The sequence below is a fragment of the Lederbergia graminis genome (assembly GCF_042655485.1).
Taxonomy (GTDB): Bacteria; Bacillota; Bacilli; order Bacillales; family Bacillaceae_C; genus Lederbergia; species Lederbergia graminis.
Genome location: NZ_JBHSMC010000001.1, coordinates 199,217 through 214,160 on the forward strand (window position 1 = coordinate 199,217; position 14,944 = coordinate 214,160).

Genomic DNA, 14,944 nt, shown 5'->3' on the forward strand with positions numbered 1-14,944 from the left:
GGATGTGTACATCATGAATGTAAAACTTAAATTAACATATAAAGGTCCAAAGACTACTAGTATAAATTTCGAATCGGAATGGATCGATGAAGAACATTTCGATGTACTATTACAGGATATCATGAAAACAGGCAGATTTAATGATATTACCATTCTTGATGAAATGGAGAGAGAATGGAGTATGAAGGAATATGGTAAGCTCAAAAAGAAACAAGAAGTAGAACCTACTAATGCACACATTTATTTCGATGGAGGGTATCATTTAGATTCCGGAATTGCTGGTATTGGCATAGTAATATACTATAACAAAGGAAAAGATAACTACAGATATAGACTAAATGCACAGCTAGAACAATTGGAAAATAACAATGAAGCTGAGTATGCAGCGTTGTATTACGCAATTCAAAATCTAGAAGAAATAGGGATAAAAAGTCAGCTAATTAAAGTCACTGGGGATTCTCAAGGGGTTATAAAACAACTAGAAGGAGAATGGCCGTGTTATGAAGACGTCTTAAATAGATGGTTAGACAGGATTGAAGAACAAATAAAAAACCTAGGGCTAAAAGTTAATTATGAAATTGTATCTAGAAAACAAAATAAAGAAGCAGATAAATTAGCTAGTCAAGCAATCTTAGGAGAAATTATTCAGAGTCACATGAAAATAAATTGAATTGTTGAAGAAAGGTTGAAGGAATGAAACGTACTGACATTTATAGAGAAATTGATGAATTAATTACTTCCTATTGTAATGGTTGTTTTTTACAATCACATTTTAGAAAACAATACGGAAAGACATATTCACACCAATTTTGTATTAAGCAATGTACAATTGGTCAATCTCTCCAAGAGAAGGGGAACTATTTACTTTCATTAAAAAATAAATAAAAGGCTGACCGTAGTGGCCAGCCTTGTCATGTATAATTAAAGTTTGTTTACATTAGCTGCTTGTGGTCCACGGTTTCCTTCAACGATTTCGAAAGAAACTTCTGCGCCTTCATCCAATGTTTTGAAGCCTTCGCCTTGGATAGCTGTGAAATGTACGAAGATATCTTCTCCGCCTTCTACTTCAATAAATCCGTAACCCTTTTCATTGTTAAACCATTTAACTTTACCGTTTTGCATGTTTCTTTTTCCTCCTAAACATCAGCACATTAGTGCTACATAAAGATTATCATGAAAAAATGTCAAAATAGGCAATTCTTCAATGATAATTAAAATATACACTACAAATTTTATCCAGTCAAGGAAACATTCATGAAAATTTCATATTAATTGTTAAATTCAATGTATTCAGTTTTTTGGGTTTGCTCGTTCACTTGTTAAACAACTTGCTTTATAGTAAACTTTTATATGCTACTGATTGGATAGGGGGGATTTTTTTGCCAACTCCAAGTATGGAAGATTATATTGAACAAATATTTATTTTAATTCAGAATAAAGGATATGCCCGTGTATCAGATATTGCGGAAGCATTATCTGTACATCCCTCCTCTGTAACAAAGATGGTGCAAAAGCTAGATAAAGATAATTATCTTGTTTATGAGAAATATCGCGGTCTCATCTTGACGACAAAGGGGAAAAAAGTTGGTAAGAGGTTAGTAGAACGTCATGATTTACTGGAAAACTTCTTAAAACTTATTGGAGTAAAAGAAGAAAATATTTATGATGATGTGGAAGGTATCGAGCACCATTTAAGCTGGAATTCTATAGACCGCATAGGTGATCTCGTCCAATATTTTGAAGAAAATCCGAAAGTGTTGGATGAATTGAGATTAATTCAAGTAGAAAATGAAGAATCATCTGATAAGGAACCGATTTAATCTGGTTCTTTTTTTAATCTCAGTTGAATTTTGGTACAATTACAATAGTTAATGTAAACTTTTGCGAGAATGGAATGGGGATAATTGAACATTTTTTCAGTTGAACAAATTACGAAAACGTACGGAGAAAAGACACTGTTTCAAAATATAACTTTTCATATTAATGAAAGAGAGAAGATAGGAATAATCGGTGTAAATGGTACTGGTAAATCAAGTCTTCTCAAGCTAATCGCAGGGATAGAAGAACCAGATTCAGGTTCCTTTAGTCATCCAAAAGATTTTAAAATTGGTTATCTAGCACAGTCACCTGAATTAAACGATGAATATACGATACTTGATCAAGTGTTTCAGAGTGACGCAGCAATCATTAAGTTAATGAAAGCATATGAAGAGATCCTCGTTCAACTAGAAGCCAATCCCAGCAATACGAAGATACAAGAAAAATTATTCGCTTTACAGAAACGAATGGATGCTGAAAATGCATGGGAAGCAAGTACAAATGCTAAAGTAATTTTGTCAAAGCTTGGTTTAAATGATGTATCGAGGAAAATTGAACATTTGTCAGGTGGACAAAAGAAACGGGTTGCGTTAGCGCAAGTGCTAATCGAAACTCCTGACTTATTACTTTTAGATGAACCGACAAACCATCTGGATTATGAAACAATTAAATGGCTTGAAGGATACATAAGTAAATATCCAAAATCCGTTCTTTTTATTACACATGATCGTTATTTCCTAGATCAAACTGCAACTCGTATCTTGGAGTTGGATAATGGTAATATTTATTCGAACCCGGGAAATTACGAAGACTTTATTGCAGCGAAAGCGTTAAGGGAAGAACAAGAGCAACAAGCGGAAGATAAGCGAAGAAATCTATATCGTAGAGAACTTGCTTGGATGAAACGTGGAGCAAAAGCAAGATCGACGAAACAGAAAGCGCGTAAAGATCGATTTGAACAGTTAGAAAATGAATTAGGTAAAGTTTCTACTAATGCAGATGTAGACATAGCGATACAAGGTAGTCGACTTGGAAAACAGGTATTTGAGTTTAAACATGCCTATAAAGCTTTTCCAAATCAAAAAATTTTAGAAGACTTTAACCTACTAGTGAAGCCAGGCGATCGATATGGAATTGTCGGAAAAAATGGTAGTGGGAAATCTACTTTATTAAATATCATTGCAGGAAATATAGAATTGGATGCTGGAGAGCTTTCCATTGGACAAACTGTAAAGATTGCTTATTACACGCAAGAAAATGAACAGCTAGATGAAAATAAGCGGATTATATCCTATATTCGTGAAGCAGGGGAAGTTATTGAAACAAAGCACGGGGAAAAGATATCGGCTACACAGATGCTAGAGCGGTTTTTATTTCCAATGCATACTCATGGCACATTAATTCAAAAGCTCTCAGGTGGCGAGAAGAGACGGCTCTACTTATTAAAATTATTGATGACAAAACCAAATGTCCTTCTAATGGATGAGCCTACAAATGATTTAGATACTGCAACATTAACTGTATTAGAAAACTATATTGATGAGTTTTCAGGTGTAGTTATTTCCGTCTCCCATGATCGTTACTATTTGGACAAAACTGCAACTCAATTACTAGTATTTAAAGGCGAAGGTGTAATTGAGAAATATTACGGTACCTATTCTGAATACTTACAAGAACAGAATGAATATGAGAAAACATTCACAAACAATAAACCAAAAATAGAAGAAATCACGAAGAAAAAAGAAGAGAAACCTAAAAAGAAAAAGTTATCATTTCATGAACAGAGAGAATGGGAAACGATAGAAGATGACATTTCTAGCATAGAAAATAAGTTAGAAATATTAACGAATGAGCTCGAGAATGTTGGTACTGATTTTGAACGAGCACAAGAGTTAACAAATGAAATTGATAAAATGAATAGTGATTTAGAAGCATTAATTTCAAGATGGACATACTTATCAGAGATTGTCGAAGGCTCATAAATGCCCAATGTTCGAGAGCTAGTTATCTATATGGTACAATCAAGTTAAGTAATGTGAAGTTGATTGTTGGAAGGGGAGGTAAATATGAAAATAGTAACGATAGAACCGACTCCTAGTCCTAACACAATGAAGGTAATTTTAGACGAGGAGTTGGCTGCTGGTAGAAGCAATAATTATAAAGCTGATAATGTAAATGGTGCACCTGAAACCATACGAAAGATCCTACAAATTGACGGTGTAAAAGGTGTATATCATGTCGCAGACTTCTTAGCGGTGGAAAGAAATGGAAAGTATAGTTGGGAAGAAATCCTTCCAAAAGTTAGAGAAGCATTTGGAGAGGATGGGCAAACAGCTAAAACTACTTCTGAACAAGTGGATGAGCACTTTGGAGAGGTGAATGTTCAAGTCCAAATGTTTAAGGACATTCCACTTCAAGTAAAGTTAACGACAGATACAGAAGAAAAACGCTTTGGACTACCTGAGCGCTTTCAACAAGCAATGTCAGATGCTCAACTAGAAACAGACAATTATATATTACTTCGGAAATGGAAAGACTTTGGTGTTCGCTATGGTGAATTATTGGAATTAGGTAATCAGATTGTTGAAGAACTAGATGCTACCTATCCGCCTGAACGATTACAAGTGCTTGTCAACAGAGCTAAACAACCAACATCTACACTAACAAAGAAACAACTAATTAAATTAACACCAGAAATGCTTGATTACCCAGACTGGAAAAAACGATTTCAGTTATTAGAACAAATGGACACACCGACCGTAAAGGATATTCCAGTATTAGAAAAAGCATTAAATGATGAGAAAGCATCGATTCGTAGACTCGCAGTCGTTTATTTAGGAATGATTGAGGATCGTGCAGTTTTACCCCTTTTATATAAAGGACTTAAGGATAACAATGTACCAGTTAGAAGAACTGCAGGTGACTGTTTATCGGATCTAGGATTTCCAGAAGCAATGGAAGAAATGAGCAATGCTTTACGCGATAAAAGTAAAATTGTCCGTTGGCGTGCAGCCATGTTTCTTTATGAAGTAGGGGATCAAAGTGTTTTACCAGCATTAAAAGAAGCAGAAAATGATCCTGAATTTGAAGTAAAGCTACAAATAAAAATGGCAATTGAGCGTATTGAAGGTGGAGAAGAAGCAAAAGGTTCGATATGGAAACAAATGACGGAGGCAAGACAAAAGAATAACTAAAGAAGGGAAGAGTGAAACATGTCAATGGCATATGAAGAATATATGAGACAAATTGTACAGCCAATGCGTCAAGAATTAACAGCAGCTAATTTTAAAGAATTATTAACAGAAGAAGATGTAGAGCGTTATATGGAATCTGTTACTGGAACAACTCTAGTAGTTGTGAATTCTGTATGTGGATGTGCAGCAGGTCTAGCCCGACCAGCCGCGATTGAAGCTGTAACAAATAGTAGTAAAAAGCCTGAAAATTTAGTTACTGTTTTTGCTGGTCAAGATAAAGAAGCCACTGCAAAAATGCGGGAGTATTTTACTGGATATGAACCATCATCACCTTCTATGGCTTTACTGAAAGGGAAAGAAGTTATCCACTTCATTCCTAGAGAAGAAATTGAAGACGAAGATGTAGAGACTATCGTAGCAAATCTTGCGAACGCATTTGAAAAACACATATAAAAAATAAAGCATTGGGTAAATCCCAATGCTTTATTTTTTCATTAATCTGCAATTGTTAAATATACAAAATATCCAATCATTACGAATGCGCCAATCGTTAGAATTATATCCTCCAAAAAAGAAAGCCCCTTTCATCATTCATTATTCCTATTATAACCAAACCTTACTATAATTCCATTAAAAACGAAACTTTTTGTTTATTCCTCCGTACATAATTAGTATAATAATATTAAGGAATAAACGGAAGGGGATTTGTTACGATGAAATTATGGTTACGTAAATCGTTAATCGTAGTAGTTTCTATTTTAACATTTGGTGTTGTAACCCCTTCACATGCACTTTGGTCAAACAACCAAGACTTACATAAATCTCCTCACCGAGATGAATCGTCCAATGTAAATAGCACTGCAAATGTTACGGTCCATGCTGATTTTGTAGAAGAATCTATAAAAACTAGCAAAGAACAATTTATTGCGATGATGACTTCAGAGGCAGAGAGACAATCTATTTTGAAATTTGGACCAAAGATTACAAGAGTAATAGAAGATGAGTTTCGAGACATAATTTTACCGAAAATTGAACAAGCAATTGAAATGACAGTAGAGCAATTTCCAGAGGCATCTTTAGAAAGACTCGCCATCACGGAAAAGCCAGCTGGTGGTATTAGCGAAAAGATATTTCATATCTACGAAACAGAAACAAACAAGGATATTATTCGTTTTCATGTTCGCAGAGATAAACCACCATTAGAAGGCTATACATTTAATTTTCACTATCATACGTACCATGATCAATTTCAAACTCATTATGCATTAGGGGATATATATTGGGATAAAAATACACCACCAAAATGGCAAACAGTGTAAAGCAAGCACCATAATAAGTGCTTGCTTTTTACAATTTTTGGACTTTATAAAATTCACTCTATAACTCTATGATTGATGGTATAATAAAGTATCAATTACTAGAATAGGAGTCGACGAGATGAGGAAAATTCTGATAATTCTATTTTTAATCTTTACACCATTTTTCCTCTTCTCTAATAAATCCGATGCAAAATATAGTGGTATTCCTTTAGCAGAATATGATAGTTACCCATTACTTATTCTACAATCGGGAGAAATTCTAGCTGAAATAATTATTCTCCCTGAGAATTTTCAAGATGAAATTGCTGTAAAGGAAATAATTGGGCGCCTAGATCGACTACCTATAGATATTTTAGAGAAGGTGCACGAGCATAATATTAAAATTGTGCTTTTTCAAGGGAAACTTACGGATAACGAGAGTTTAGCTCATCTAAGAGGAATTACTCCCCGTGGTTATCCGAAAAGTATTGTATGGGATGATGTACCCGGAATTGGTGGGACTGATCTAGTTTATGTTAAGATTGGTAGTAGTAATAAAGGAGAAGGACATGGTTCAGTTAATCTAGAGTATCATGAATTAGCACATAGCCTATACAATATTGTGTATAATGACCCTAGTGAAATTGGTCAATTTAAACAAATATGGCAGACGGAAGCAAAGCTTTTATATCCTGATCATTTATATTTACAACAGTATATAGAAGAATACTTTGCGGAAAGCTTTGCGCATTATTTTTTATCACCAGAAACGCAAACATTATTGAAGGCAACTGCACCGCAAACCTTTCAATTTATCAGTGAATTATATTGACGTAAGGAAGTGTACTAGTTGGAACAATATTTAAACTTATGTAGAGAAGTATTGAACAATGGAACGAAAAAAGAAGACCGTACTGGAACAGGAACAATCAGTGTATTTGGGCATCAAATGCGCTTTGACTTACAAAAGGGCTTTCCGTTACTAACAACAAAAAAACTCCATACGAAATCAATTATCCATGAATTATTATGGTTCTTAGCTGGAGATACGAATATTCGTTATTTGCAAGAAAATGGTGTACGAATTTGGAATGAATGGGCAGATGAAGATGGTAATTTAGGTCCAGTTTATGGCAAGCAGTGGAGATCATGGGAAACTGCGGATGGAACGACAATCGACCAAATAAAGATGGTTCTTGATCAAATTAAACATAATCCAGATTCTCGTAGAATGATAGTAAATGCATGGAATGTGGGGGATGTTGACAAAATGGCATTGCCACCATGTCATTGTTTATTCCAGTTCTATGTTGCAGATGGAAAATTATCATGTCAACTATACCAACGATCTGCAGATATTTTCTTAGGTGTGCCATTTAATATTGCTTCCTATGCTCTATTAACGATGATGATAGCTCACGTAACGAACTTAGAACCAGGTGAATTTGTTCATACTTTAGGGGATGCTCATATTTATTCTAATCATCTAGAACAAATTGAACTTCAACTATCAAGGGAACCGAGAGCATTGCCGAAAATGAACATTAATCCAGAGGTAACAGATTTATTCGAATTTAAGTATGAGGATTTTTCCATTGAAGGCTATGATCCACACCCAGCAATTAAAGGAGTAGTAAGTGTATGATTTCATTTTTGTGGGCAGAAGATGAAAATCATTTAATTGGTCGAAATAATGATCTACCTTGGCGTATACCAGCTGATTTAAAATACTTTAAAGAAACAACTTTAGGACATCCAATCGTGATGGGTAGAAAAACGTATGAATCAATTGGAAAAGCTTTACCTGGCCGCACGAATGTAATTCTTACACGTGACGAAAATTTTGAGGCAGATGGTTGTATCATATTTCATACAAAAGATGAACTTTTGAAATGGAGCAAAGAACAACAAAAAGAAATTTTTATTACTGGTGGAGCAGAAATCTATCGATTATTTATGGATGTAGTTGACCGCTTATATGTAACAAAAATTCTTCATACTTTTGAAGGTGACACATACTTTCCAGAAGTTAATTGGGATAATTGGTCCTTGATTTCAAGCAAACCAGGTGTAAAAGATGAAAAAAACCCTTATGATTATGAATTTCGCATATATGAAAGAAAATAAAAAAGCGAGCCAACATGGCTTCGCTTTTTTTCATTCTATTAGACGTAAAATAATACACAGAAATACATAAATGCACTACCGGCAATTACGAATAAATGCCAAATTGCATGTGAATATGGAAGGTTACGCCATATATAAAAAATGGCACCAACTGAATAGAGTATTCCTCCAGTTAAAAGTAGTGCAAATCCTTCCGCACTTAAACTTGTATATAGTGGCTTTATAGCAATGATTACTAGCCAGCCCATAATTAGATAAAATACAGTTGAAAGTATTCTAAATTTATTTATGAGAAAACATTTTAATGTTATTCCAGCAATTGCAAGCCCCCACACAATACCGAATAATGTCCAACCAAGAGCTCCATTTAAAGTAACTAACACTAAAGGTGTATAGGTTCCAGCAATTAATAAGTAAATTGCAGAATGATCTAATATCGCAAAAACATTTTTCGCTTTTGAAGGTTTAAAGCTATGAAGTAGTGTGGAAAACAAATAGAGAATTAACATGGATGCACCGAAAATTGTAAAACTAACTATTTCTAATGCACTTCCATTTTGAGCAGCGGCAACAATGAGAATGACTAATGCAGGAATGCTCAATAAAAATCCAATTCCATGGGTAATCGCGTTAGCCAATTCTTCTTTCCAGTTATATGATTGCCCGTCTGTATAAAATGTTGTTGACAATGAAATTCCTCCTTTCTCTATTATTCAATCATAGTTCTATTTGCAAATAATAGCAAATAAATATATATGGGAAATAGTGCTCAAAATAGTTATATCCATGTCCAACTAAAACCTGTATAATAGGAATGAAACATTAAAGGATGTGTAGATGTGAGAAATATAAAAATTGTAACTGATTCAACTTGTGACCTTTCTCCAGAGGAAATTAAGTCTTTAAATATACATGTGATTCCATTATCGATATCTATTGAAGGTGAAACATACTTAGATCGAGTCGATATTACTCCATCGCAATTTATTGAAAAAATGAACCAATCAACACAATTACCAAAAACCTCACAACCAGCTGTCGGTGAATTTTTAAAATTATATGATGAATTAGGGGAGGACGATAGTGAAATTTTGTCCATCCATTTGGCTGGTAAACTAAGTGGGACGGTAGAGTCTGCTAGAAGCGCAGCAGAAATGTCAAAAACCAAGGTTACAGTCATAGATTCGGAATATATTGCAAAAGCACTTTCGTTTCAAGTAAAAGAAGCTGTTAAAATGGTAAATGAAAAGTTAACGATATCAGAAATTATAAATAAATTAAAAGACGTTAGAGCCAATACGAAGCTTTATGTCGTTCTTGATACTTTAGATAATCTTGTTAAAGGTGGTCGCATCGGCAGAGGGAAAGCTTTTATCGGTTCTTTGCTTAATATAAAACCAATCGCAATGCTTAATGAAGGAGAATATACTCCAGTTGGTAAAGTTCGCAGTCAAACACAAGCCATTAACTTTATTATGAAGCAACTTAAGAATGATGTTCAAAACATGAGGCTCAAAGGGATTGGAATATCACATGCTAATGCGTATGGTTTAGCATCGGAAATAAAATCAAAAATTGAAGAACTTATTGGGTTTCATGATGTTGAGATAGCAGAAACAACCCCAGTAATAAGTACGCACACTGGTTCAGGAGCAATTGGCTTTTGCTATTATTTAGAGTAACTGCTTATGTAAAATGCAGAAAACGATCTATTTCTTAGATCGTTTTTTTATGAGATTAGGGTTAATTATTTTTTCTATAAACAATAGCATGTTATAATATTATATCTTTACTATTAGGGTGAACGAATAAATGAAAAGAATCTTCCTCCTGACTTTCAGTCTTATCTTGATTTTGAGTGGCTGTTCATTCTCCGATTCAGTCTTTAGTGGTAAGCTGTTAAACGAACAAGTTAAACCATTTCCTCCAGAATCTTTTTTTCCTAAAGATTTATCAATTGTTGCATTTGGAGATTCCCTTACAAAAGGTGTGGGTGATACAACGAATCAAGGTGGTTATATTTCATATTTAAAAACACTATTAGAATCTCAAGAGGAAATAAGAACAGCAGAGTTTCAAAATTTTGGTGTTTCCGGAAATACAACTAAGGATTTATTGAATAGATTAAACAATGAGGAGCTTCAATCAGCAATCCAATCGTCAGATGCAGTTATTATTACGGTTGGAGGGAATGATGTAATGGAAGTCTTTAAAAGTAATATTTTAAATTTAAAATTAAGTATGTTTGTGTCTGCCCAGGAAGGGTATAGCCAAAGATTAAGAGAAATAATTGAAAAGATTAGGTCTTATAATCAAAATACACAGATTCTTTTAGTAGGAATATATAATCCTTTCTTAGGTTGGTTTTCAGATATTCATGAGATGCAGGAGATTGTAACGAGATGGAATAAGACGAGTCTTGATATAATTTCAACATTCGATCATGCTAGTTTAGTACCAATTGAAGATATCTTCCTTAATCAAGAAGAAAGTTTATTCCATACAGACTATTTTCATCCGAATAATTTAGGATACGAATTAATAGCAGAAAGAATCATATCTCATCTTACTGAAAATGAAATCCTTGATGAGATAATAGAATAAGGACTACAGGGGATTAAATCATGATGAAAATGAAGAACAAGTGGAAATGGCTATTTTTGATGCTACTCACACTTAATATTGCAGTAATTTTGTTAATCTCAATTTTGATTTTTGATACTCCGGAAGATGTGCAAGATCCAGAAATAAATATAAAAACAGAAAATATGTCAGAGTTTACGATTAGTACCGATAAACACGATTTAAATCGCTTAATAAATCATTATATCGAAAAAGAAGGTTTAAATGGTCCGATTAACTATTATATTAAATTAACGGACGAAGTGGAACTCTTTGGGGAAATTAAGGTTTTTTCGAAGACACTTCAATTAAGAATGACATTTGAACCTCAAGCTTTAGAGAATGGTGACTTGTTGCTAGTACAAAAATCACTTTCTCTTGGTGGTATTAAACTACCAGTAGAGCGTATCTTAAAATTTATACAAGATGGTTATAAGTTACCTGAATGGGTTATTATCCAACCTAATGATAAGAAAATATATGTAGCACTACAGGAAATGCGTTTAAATGGAGGAATACAAGTAAGGGCAGAAGAATTTGATGTTGCAAAGAATAATATTTCGATGAGAATGTTAGTTCCAGTAAGTCAATAATTATGAATGAAAGGTGGATACAGATGGACAACCCAAGCCGTTTGGAAAAAGCAACATTTGCAGGAGGATGCTTTTGGTGCATGGTAAAACCATTTGATGAACAACCTGGAATTGAAAAGATTATTTCTGGTTATACCGGAGGCTCTACAGAAAATCCAACGTATGAAGAAGTTTGCTCAGGTGGAACAGGTCATACAGAAGCAGTTCAAATTACGTTTAATCCAAATGTATTTTCGTATGAACGATTACTAGAATTATATTGGATGCAAATTGACCCTACAGATGCTGACGGTCAATTTTATGATCGTGGGGATTCTTATCGACCAGTAATATTTTATCATACTGATAAACAAAAAGACTTAGCGGAAAAATCCAAACAACAATTACAAGATAGTGGTCGCTTTAAGAGTCCAATTGTAGTGCCGATTGAACCTGCAAAACCATTTTATCCAGCAGAGGACCACCACCAAGATTTCTACAAAAAAAATCCTGAACATTACTACTCATACCAAACAGGTTCTGGGAGAGCAAGTTTTATTTCGAGACATTGGGGGAATAAAAATGAGTAAAGATGAACTGAAACAAAAACTTACACCTATTCAATATTATGTAACACAAGAAAATGGGACAGAACCACCATTTCAAAATGAATATTGGAATAACTTTCAAGAAGGCATATATGTTGATGTTGTAACTGGAAAGCCTTTATTTAGTTCAAGAGATCAGTATGATGCAGGCTGTGGCTGGCCAAGTTTTACTAAGCCGATTGATGAAGAAGAGATTATTGAAAAAGAAGATCTTAGTCATGGTATGATTCGAACAGAGGTAAGGAGTAAGAATGCAGATTCTCATTTAGGTCATGTATTTCCAGATGGACCTGGGCCAACAAAATTAAGGTATTGTATTAATTCTGCAGCACTTCGCTTCATACCAAAAGCAGATTTAGCGAAGAACGGATATGAAGAATATGAGAAGTTATTTAAATAATTATTACTTTAAATGATAAAAATATAATGATTTACCGATTAATGAAGGGTGTTGTAAGCTAATGTTTAAAAAATTATTTGGAAAAAAAGAAGAGGTTCCTTCTACCGTCACTGTACACTCACCTATTACAGGTACACTTGTACAATTAGATGAGGTTCCAGACCCAGTTTTTTCTCAAAAAATGATGGGAGATGGAATGGCGATAAAACCTGATGAAGGCGTAGTTGTTAGTCCAGTTGATGGTGAGATTATACAGCTATTTCCTACAAAACATGCAATTGGAATTAGAGCAAAAAATGGTGCTGAAATATTAATTCATATCGGATTAGAAACGGTTGGAATGAATGGAGAAGGATTTACAGCCCATATTAGTGAAGGAACAAAAGTACGAGTAGGTGACAAACTAGTGGAGTTTGACATTCCATTAGTTGAAGAAAAAGCTAGTAGTACGATTACTCCAATTATCATAACAAATGGTGATAGTATTTCTTCAATAAATAAACAATCTGTAGGAAAAGTACAAGCAGGTCAATCTCCAATCATGGAAATTACCGCGAAATAATAAAAGCACCCTATATGGGTGCTTTTATTATTGTTTTTTAAAATAATTGGGCAAATGCACAAACAGCCTACTGGACGCATACATAGGATATGAACGAAGAGATAAATGAATTGAGGAGTGAAATATATGTATCAAGGCTATGGATGTCATGATTATTGTTACCCATCTTATGGTTATGGATATGTTGGTGGAGTTGGTAACAGCTTTGCGTTAATTGTTGTATTGTTCATATTACTCATTATTATTGGTGCATGCTGGGCATTTCCAAAATAAAATGTAGGCCTCCTGTTTAAAGGGGGCTTTAATTTATTATGTAAAACAGTGAATGTTTATGGCTAAACAGCATACATTTGAAATTAGAACGATAGGAATTAGGCAGTTTTTATTTACCTTAATTTGATAATCCGCTATATTGGAAAGAAGAATGTTAGTTTTAGAAGGGGTTCGTAGGAATGAATAAGTCTTTTTATCACTTTTTAATGAAGTTTCGCCAACCATCTGCAAATGATGAGTTAAGCAGCTTTGCCAATGCAGCCTATAAAGATCATAGTTTCCCAAAACAATCTAGTGATTATCAAGAATTAAGCGATTACTTAGAATTAAATGTTGATTATTTACCGACCGTTGCATTTTTTGATTATGTGTGGGAATTATATGTAGAATCAGAAAGTAAATAGCTAATTCTAACCTGTGGTGGAATATTCAGAAAGGGGAGCGATGGGAGTGCGTGAAATGGAAGTCTTTATTGATACAGAGGAAATCGCTGAATTTTTCTATCAGGAGTTAATTAAAAGAGGGTTTACTCCTTCTGAAGAGGAAACAGATGAATTAGCTGATATCACCTTCGAATACCTATTATCGAAATGTATTATCGACGAAGAAGATATAGATGAGTATTAATATTTACGAAATTGCAACGCTCGGTCTTGAACCAGCGTTTTTTTTGATTATAAGACATATTTGCATGATGAATGTCAAAGAATTAGAATGGTAGTACAACTACAAGGAGGTATTTTTTCATGAGTGTTCATATTGGCGCAGAAAATGGAGCAATTGCAGAGACTGTTTTATTACCAGGAGATCCTCTAAGAGCCAAATATATTGCTGAAAATTTTCTAGAGAATGTAGTTTGTTATAATGAAGTAAGAAATATGCTAGGTTTTACAGGAGAATATAATGGTAGACGTATTTCTGTACAAGGAACCGGGATGGGAGTGCCGTCAATATCCATTTATATTAATGAACTTATGCAAAGCTATAATGTACAAAATTTAATACGAGTTGGTACATGTGGTGCAATTCAAAAAGATGTGAAGGTAAGAGACGTCATTCTTGCTATGTCATCGTCAACTGATTCACAAATGAATCGGTTGATTTTTGGTAATGGAATTGATTATGCACCTACAGCGTCATTTGACTTACTAAAGAGTGCATATGATGCAGCAATTCAAAAGGGTTTAAAAGTGAAGGTGGGAAATGTATTTACAGCTGATATGTTCTATAATGACCATGCAGATCACGAAAAGTGGGCAAAATATGGCATATTAGCAATTGAAATGGAAACGACTGCATTATATACTCTTGCTGCAAAATATGGAAGAAAAGCTTTATCTGTACTAACTGTTAGTGATCATATCATTACAGGTGAAGAAACAACAGCAGAAGAACGACAAACAACTTTTAATGAAATGATTGAGGTTGCTCTAAATGTTACCGCTAATGTCTAATCTGTTTAATATTCAA

The 14,944-nt window shown here is 34.0% G+C and carries 22 protein-coding genes; 20 read left to right on the forward strand and 2 right to left on the reverse strand.

What is annotated here, in order from left to right:
• Positions 1–13: 13 nt before the first annotated feature.
• Positions 14–670: a reverse transcriptase-like protein gene (locus tag ACFPM4_RS01075; protein WP_144919862.1), complete on the forward strand. Its 657-nt coding sequence runs from the start codon at positions 14–16 to the stop codon at positions 668–670.
• A gap of 23 nt (positions 671–693) precedes the next feature.
• A complete protein-coding gene (locus ACFPM4_RS01080) occupies positions 694–885 on the forward strand; it encodes a zinc-finger domain-containing protein (RefSeq protein ID WP_144919864.1) in 192 nt (63 codons plus the stop codon).
• 36 nt (positions 886–921) lie between these two features.
• On the opposite strand, the gene cspD is transcribed toward ACFPM4_RS01080, so the two are convergent.
• A complete protein-coding gene (cspD, locus tag ACFPM4_RS01085) occupies positions 922–1,122 on the reverse strand; it encodes a cold-shock protein CspD (RefSeq protein WP_144919866.1) in 201 nt (66 codons plus the stop codon).
• Between the two features lie 257 nt (positions 1,123–1,379).
• Here cspD and mntR point away from each other — a divergent pair, with 257 nt between their 5' ends.
• From mntR to ACFPM4_RS01125, 8 genes are all read left to right on the forward strand, one after another.
• On the forward strand, positions 1,380–1,820 hold the full coding sequence (gene mntR / locus ACFPM4_RS01090) for a transcriptional regulator MntR (protein ID WP_144919868.1): 441 nt from the start codon (positions 1,380–1,382) through the stop codon (positions 1,818–1,820).
• An 84-nt stretch (positions 1,821–1,904) separates the two neighbouring features.
• The gene (locus tag ACFPM4_RS01095) at positions 1,905–3,800 is read left to right on the forward strand and encodes an ABC-F family ATP-binding cassette domain-containing protein (protein ID WP_144919870.1); all 1,896 of its coding nucleotides are present in this window, start codon (positions 1,905–1,907) and stop codon (positions 3,798–3,800) included.
• Between the two features lie 84 nt (positions 3,801–3,884).
• Positions 3,885–5,012, forward strand: coding sequence for a conserved virulence factor C family protein (locus ACFPM4_RS01100; RefSeq protein ID WP_144919872.1), 1,128 nt, complete (start codon positions 3,885–3,887; stop codon positions 5,010–5,012).
• Positions 5,013–5,030: 18 nt separating this feature from the next.
• Positions 5,031–5,465 carry a BrxA/BrxB family bacilliredoxin gene (locus ACFPM4_RS01105; protein WP_144919874.1) on the forward strand — a complete coding sequence of 145 codons (435 nt, stop codon included), beginning with the start codon at positions 5,031–5,033 and terminating at the stop codon, positions 5,463–5,465.
• Between the two features lie 260 nt (positions 5,466–5,725).
• Positions 5,726–6,331, forward strand: coding sequence for a YpjP family protein (locus ACFPM4_RS01110; RefSeq protein ID WP_144919876.1), 606 nt, complete (start codon positions 5,726–5,728; stop codon positions 6,329–6,331).
• A 118-nt stretch (positions 6,332–6,449) separates the two neighbouring features.
• Complete coding sequence (locus ACFPM4_RS01115; protein WP_382346675.1) at positions 6,450–7,142, forward strand: anthrax toxin lethal factor-related metalloendopeptidase; 693 nt, start codon at positions 6,450–6,452, stop codon at positions 7,140–7,142.
• An 18-nt stretch (positions 7,143–7,160) separates the two neighbouring features.
• Complete coding sequence (locus ACFPM4_RS01120; RefSeq protein WP_144919880.1) at positions 7,161–7,955, forward strand: thymidylate synthase; 795 nt, start codon at positions 7,161–7,163, stop codon at positions 7,953–7,955.
• Positions 7,952–8,437 (forward strand): dihydrofolate reductase, encoded by a 486-nt coding sequence (locus ACFPM4_RS01125; protein ID WP_144919882.1) that lies wholly within the window; start codon positions 7,952–7,954, stop codon positions 8,435–8,437. Before ACFPM4_RS01120 ends, ACFPM4_RS01125 begins: the two co-directional genes overlap by 4 nt.
• A gap of 38 nt (positions 8,438–8,475) precedes the next feature.
• Here the strand turns inward: ACFPM4_RS01125 and trhA are convergent, their stop codons facing one another.
• Complete coding sequence (trhA, locus tag ACFPM4_RS01130; protein ID WP_144919884.1) at positions 8,476–9,126, reverse strand: PAQR family membrane homeostasis protein TrhA; 651 nt, start codon at positions 9,124–9,126, stop codon at positions 8,476–8,478.
• Between the two features lie 150 nt (positions 9,127–9,276).
• On the opposite strand from trhA, the gene ACFPM4_RS01135 reads away from it, so the two are divergent.
• From ACFPM4_RS01135 to deoD, 10 genes are all read left to right on the forward strand, one after another.
• Positions 9,277–10,119 (forward strand): DegV family protein, encoded by an 843-nt coding sequence (locus tag ACFPM4_RS01135; RefSeq protein WP_382346681.1) that lies wholly within the window; start codon positions 9,277–9,279, stop codon positions 10,117–10,119.
• Positions 10,120–10,249: 130 nt separating this feature from the next.
• Positions 10,250–11,041 carry an SGNH/GDSL hydrolase family protein gene (locus ACFPM4_RS01140; RefSeq protein ID WP_382346684.1) on the forward strand — a complete coding sequence of 264 codons (792 nt, stop codon included), beginning with the start codon at positions 10,250–10,252 and terminating at the stop codon, positions 11,039–11,041.
• Positions 11,042–11,061: 20 nt separating this feature from the next.
• A complete protein-coding gene (locus ACFPM4_RS01145; RefSeq protein WP_318280849.1) occupies positions 11,062–11,652 on the forward strand; it encodes a YpmS family protein in 591 nt (196 codons plus the stop codon).
• A gap of 23 nt (positions 11,653–11,675) precedes the next feature.
• Positions 11,676–12,221, forward strand: a complete 546-nt coding sequence (msrA, locus tag ACFPM4_RS01150; RefSeq protein WP_144919890.1) for a peptide-methionine (S)-S-oxide reductase MsrA — start codon at positions 11,676–11,678, stop codon at positions 12,219–12,221.
• Positions 12,214–12,639: a peptide-methionine (R)-S-oxide reductase MsrB gene (gene msrB, locus ACFPM4_RS01155; protein ID WP_144919893.1), complete on the forward strand. Its 426-nt coding sequence runs from the start codon at positions 12,214–12,216 to the stop codon at positions 12,637–12,639. The genes msrA and msrB overlap by 8 nt, the downstream gene beginning before the upstream one ends.
• 61 nt (positions 12,640–12,700) lie before the next feature.
• Positions 12,701–13,201 (forward strand): PTS sugar transporter subunit IIA, encoded by a 501-nt coding sequence (locus ACFPM4_RS01160; protein ID WP_144919895.1) that lies wholly within the window; start codon positions 12,701–12,703, stop codon positions 13,199–13,201.
• A gap of 126 nt (positions 13,202–13,327) precedes the next feature.
• Positions 13,328–13,474, forward strand: coding sequence for a YjcZ family sporulation protein (locus tag ACFPM4_RS01165; protein ID WP_144919897.1), 147 nt, complete (start codon positions 13,328–13,330; stop codon positions 13,472–13,474).
• A 179-nt stretch (positions 13,475–13,653) separates the two neighbouring features.
• Positions 13,654–13,878, forward strand: a complete 225-nt coding sequence (locus tag ACFPM4_RS01170) for a YozE family protein (protein ID WP_144919899.1) — start codon at positions 13,654–13,656, stop codon at positions 13,876–13,878.
• Between the two features lie 46 nt (positions 13,879–13,924).
• A complete protein-coding gene (locus ACFPM4_RS01175; protein WP_144919901.1) occupies positions 13,925–14,101 on the forward strand; it encodes a YozD family protein in 177 nt (58 codons plus the stop codon).
• 119 nt (positions 14,102–14,220) lie between these two features.
• On the forward strand, positions 14,221–14,928 hold the full coding sequence (gene deoD / locus ACFPM4_RS01180; protein WP_144919903.1) for a purine-nucleoside phosphorylase: 708 nt from the start codon (positions 14,221–14,223) through the stop codon (positions 14,926–14,928).
• The last annotated feature ends 16 nt before the right edge of the window (positions 14,929–14,944 follow it).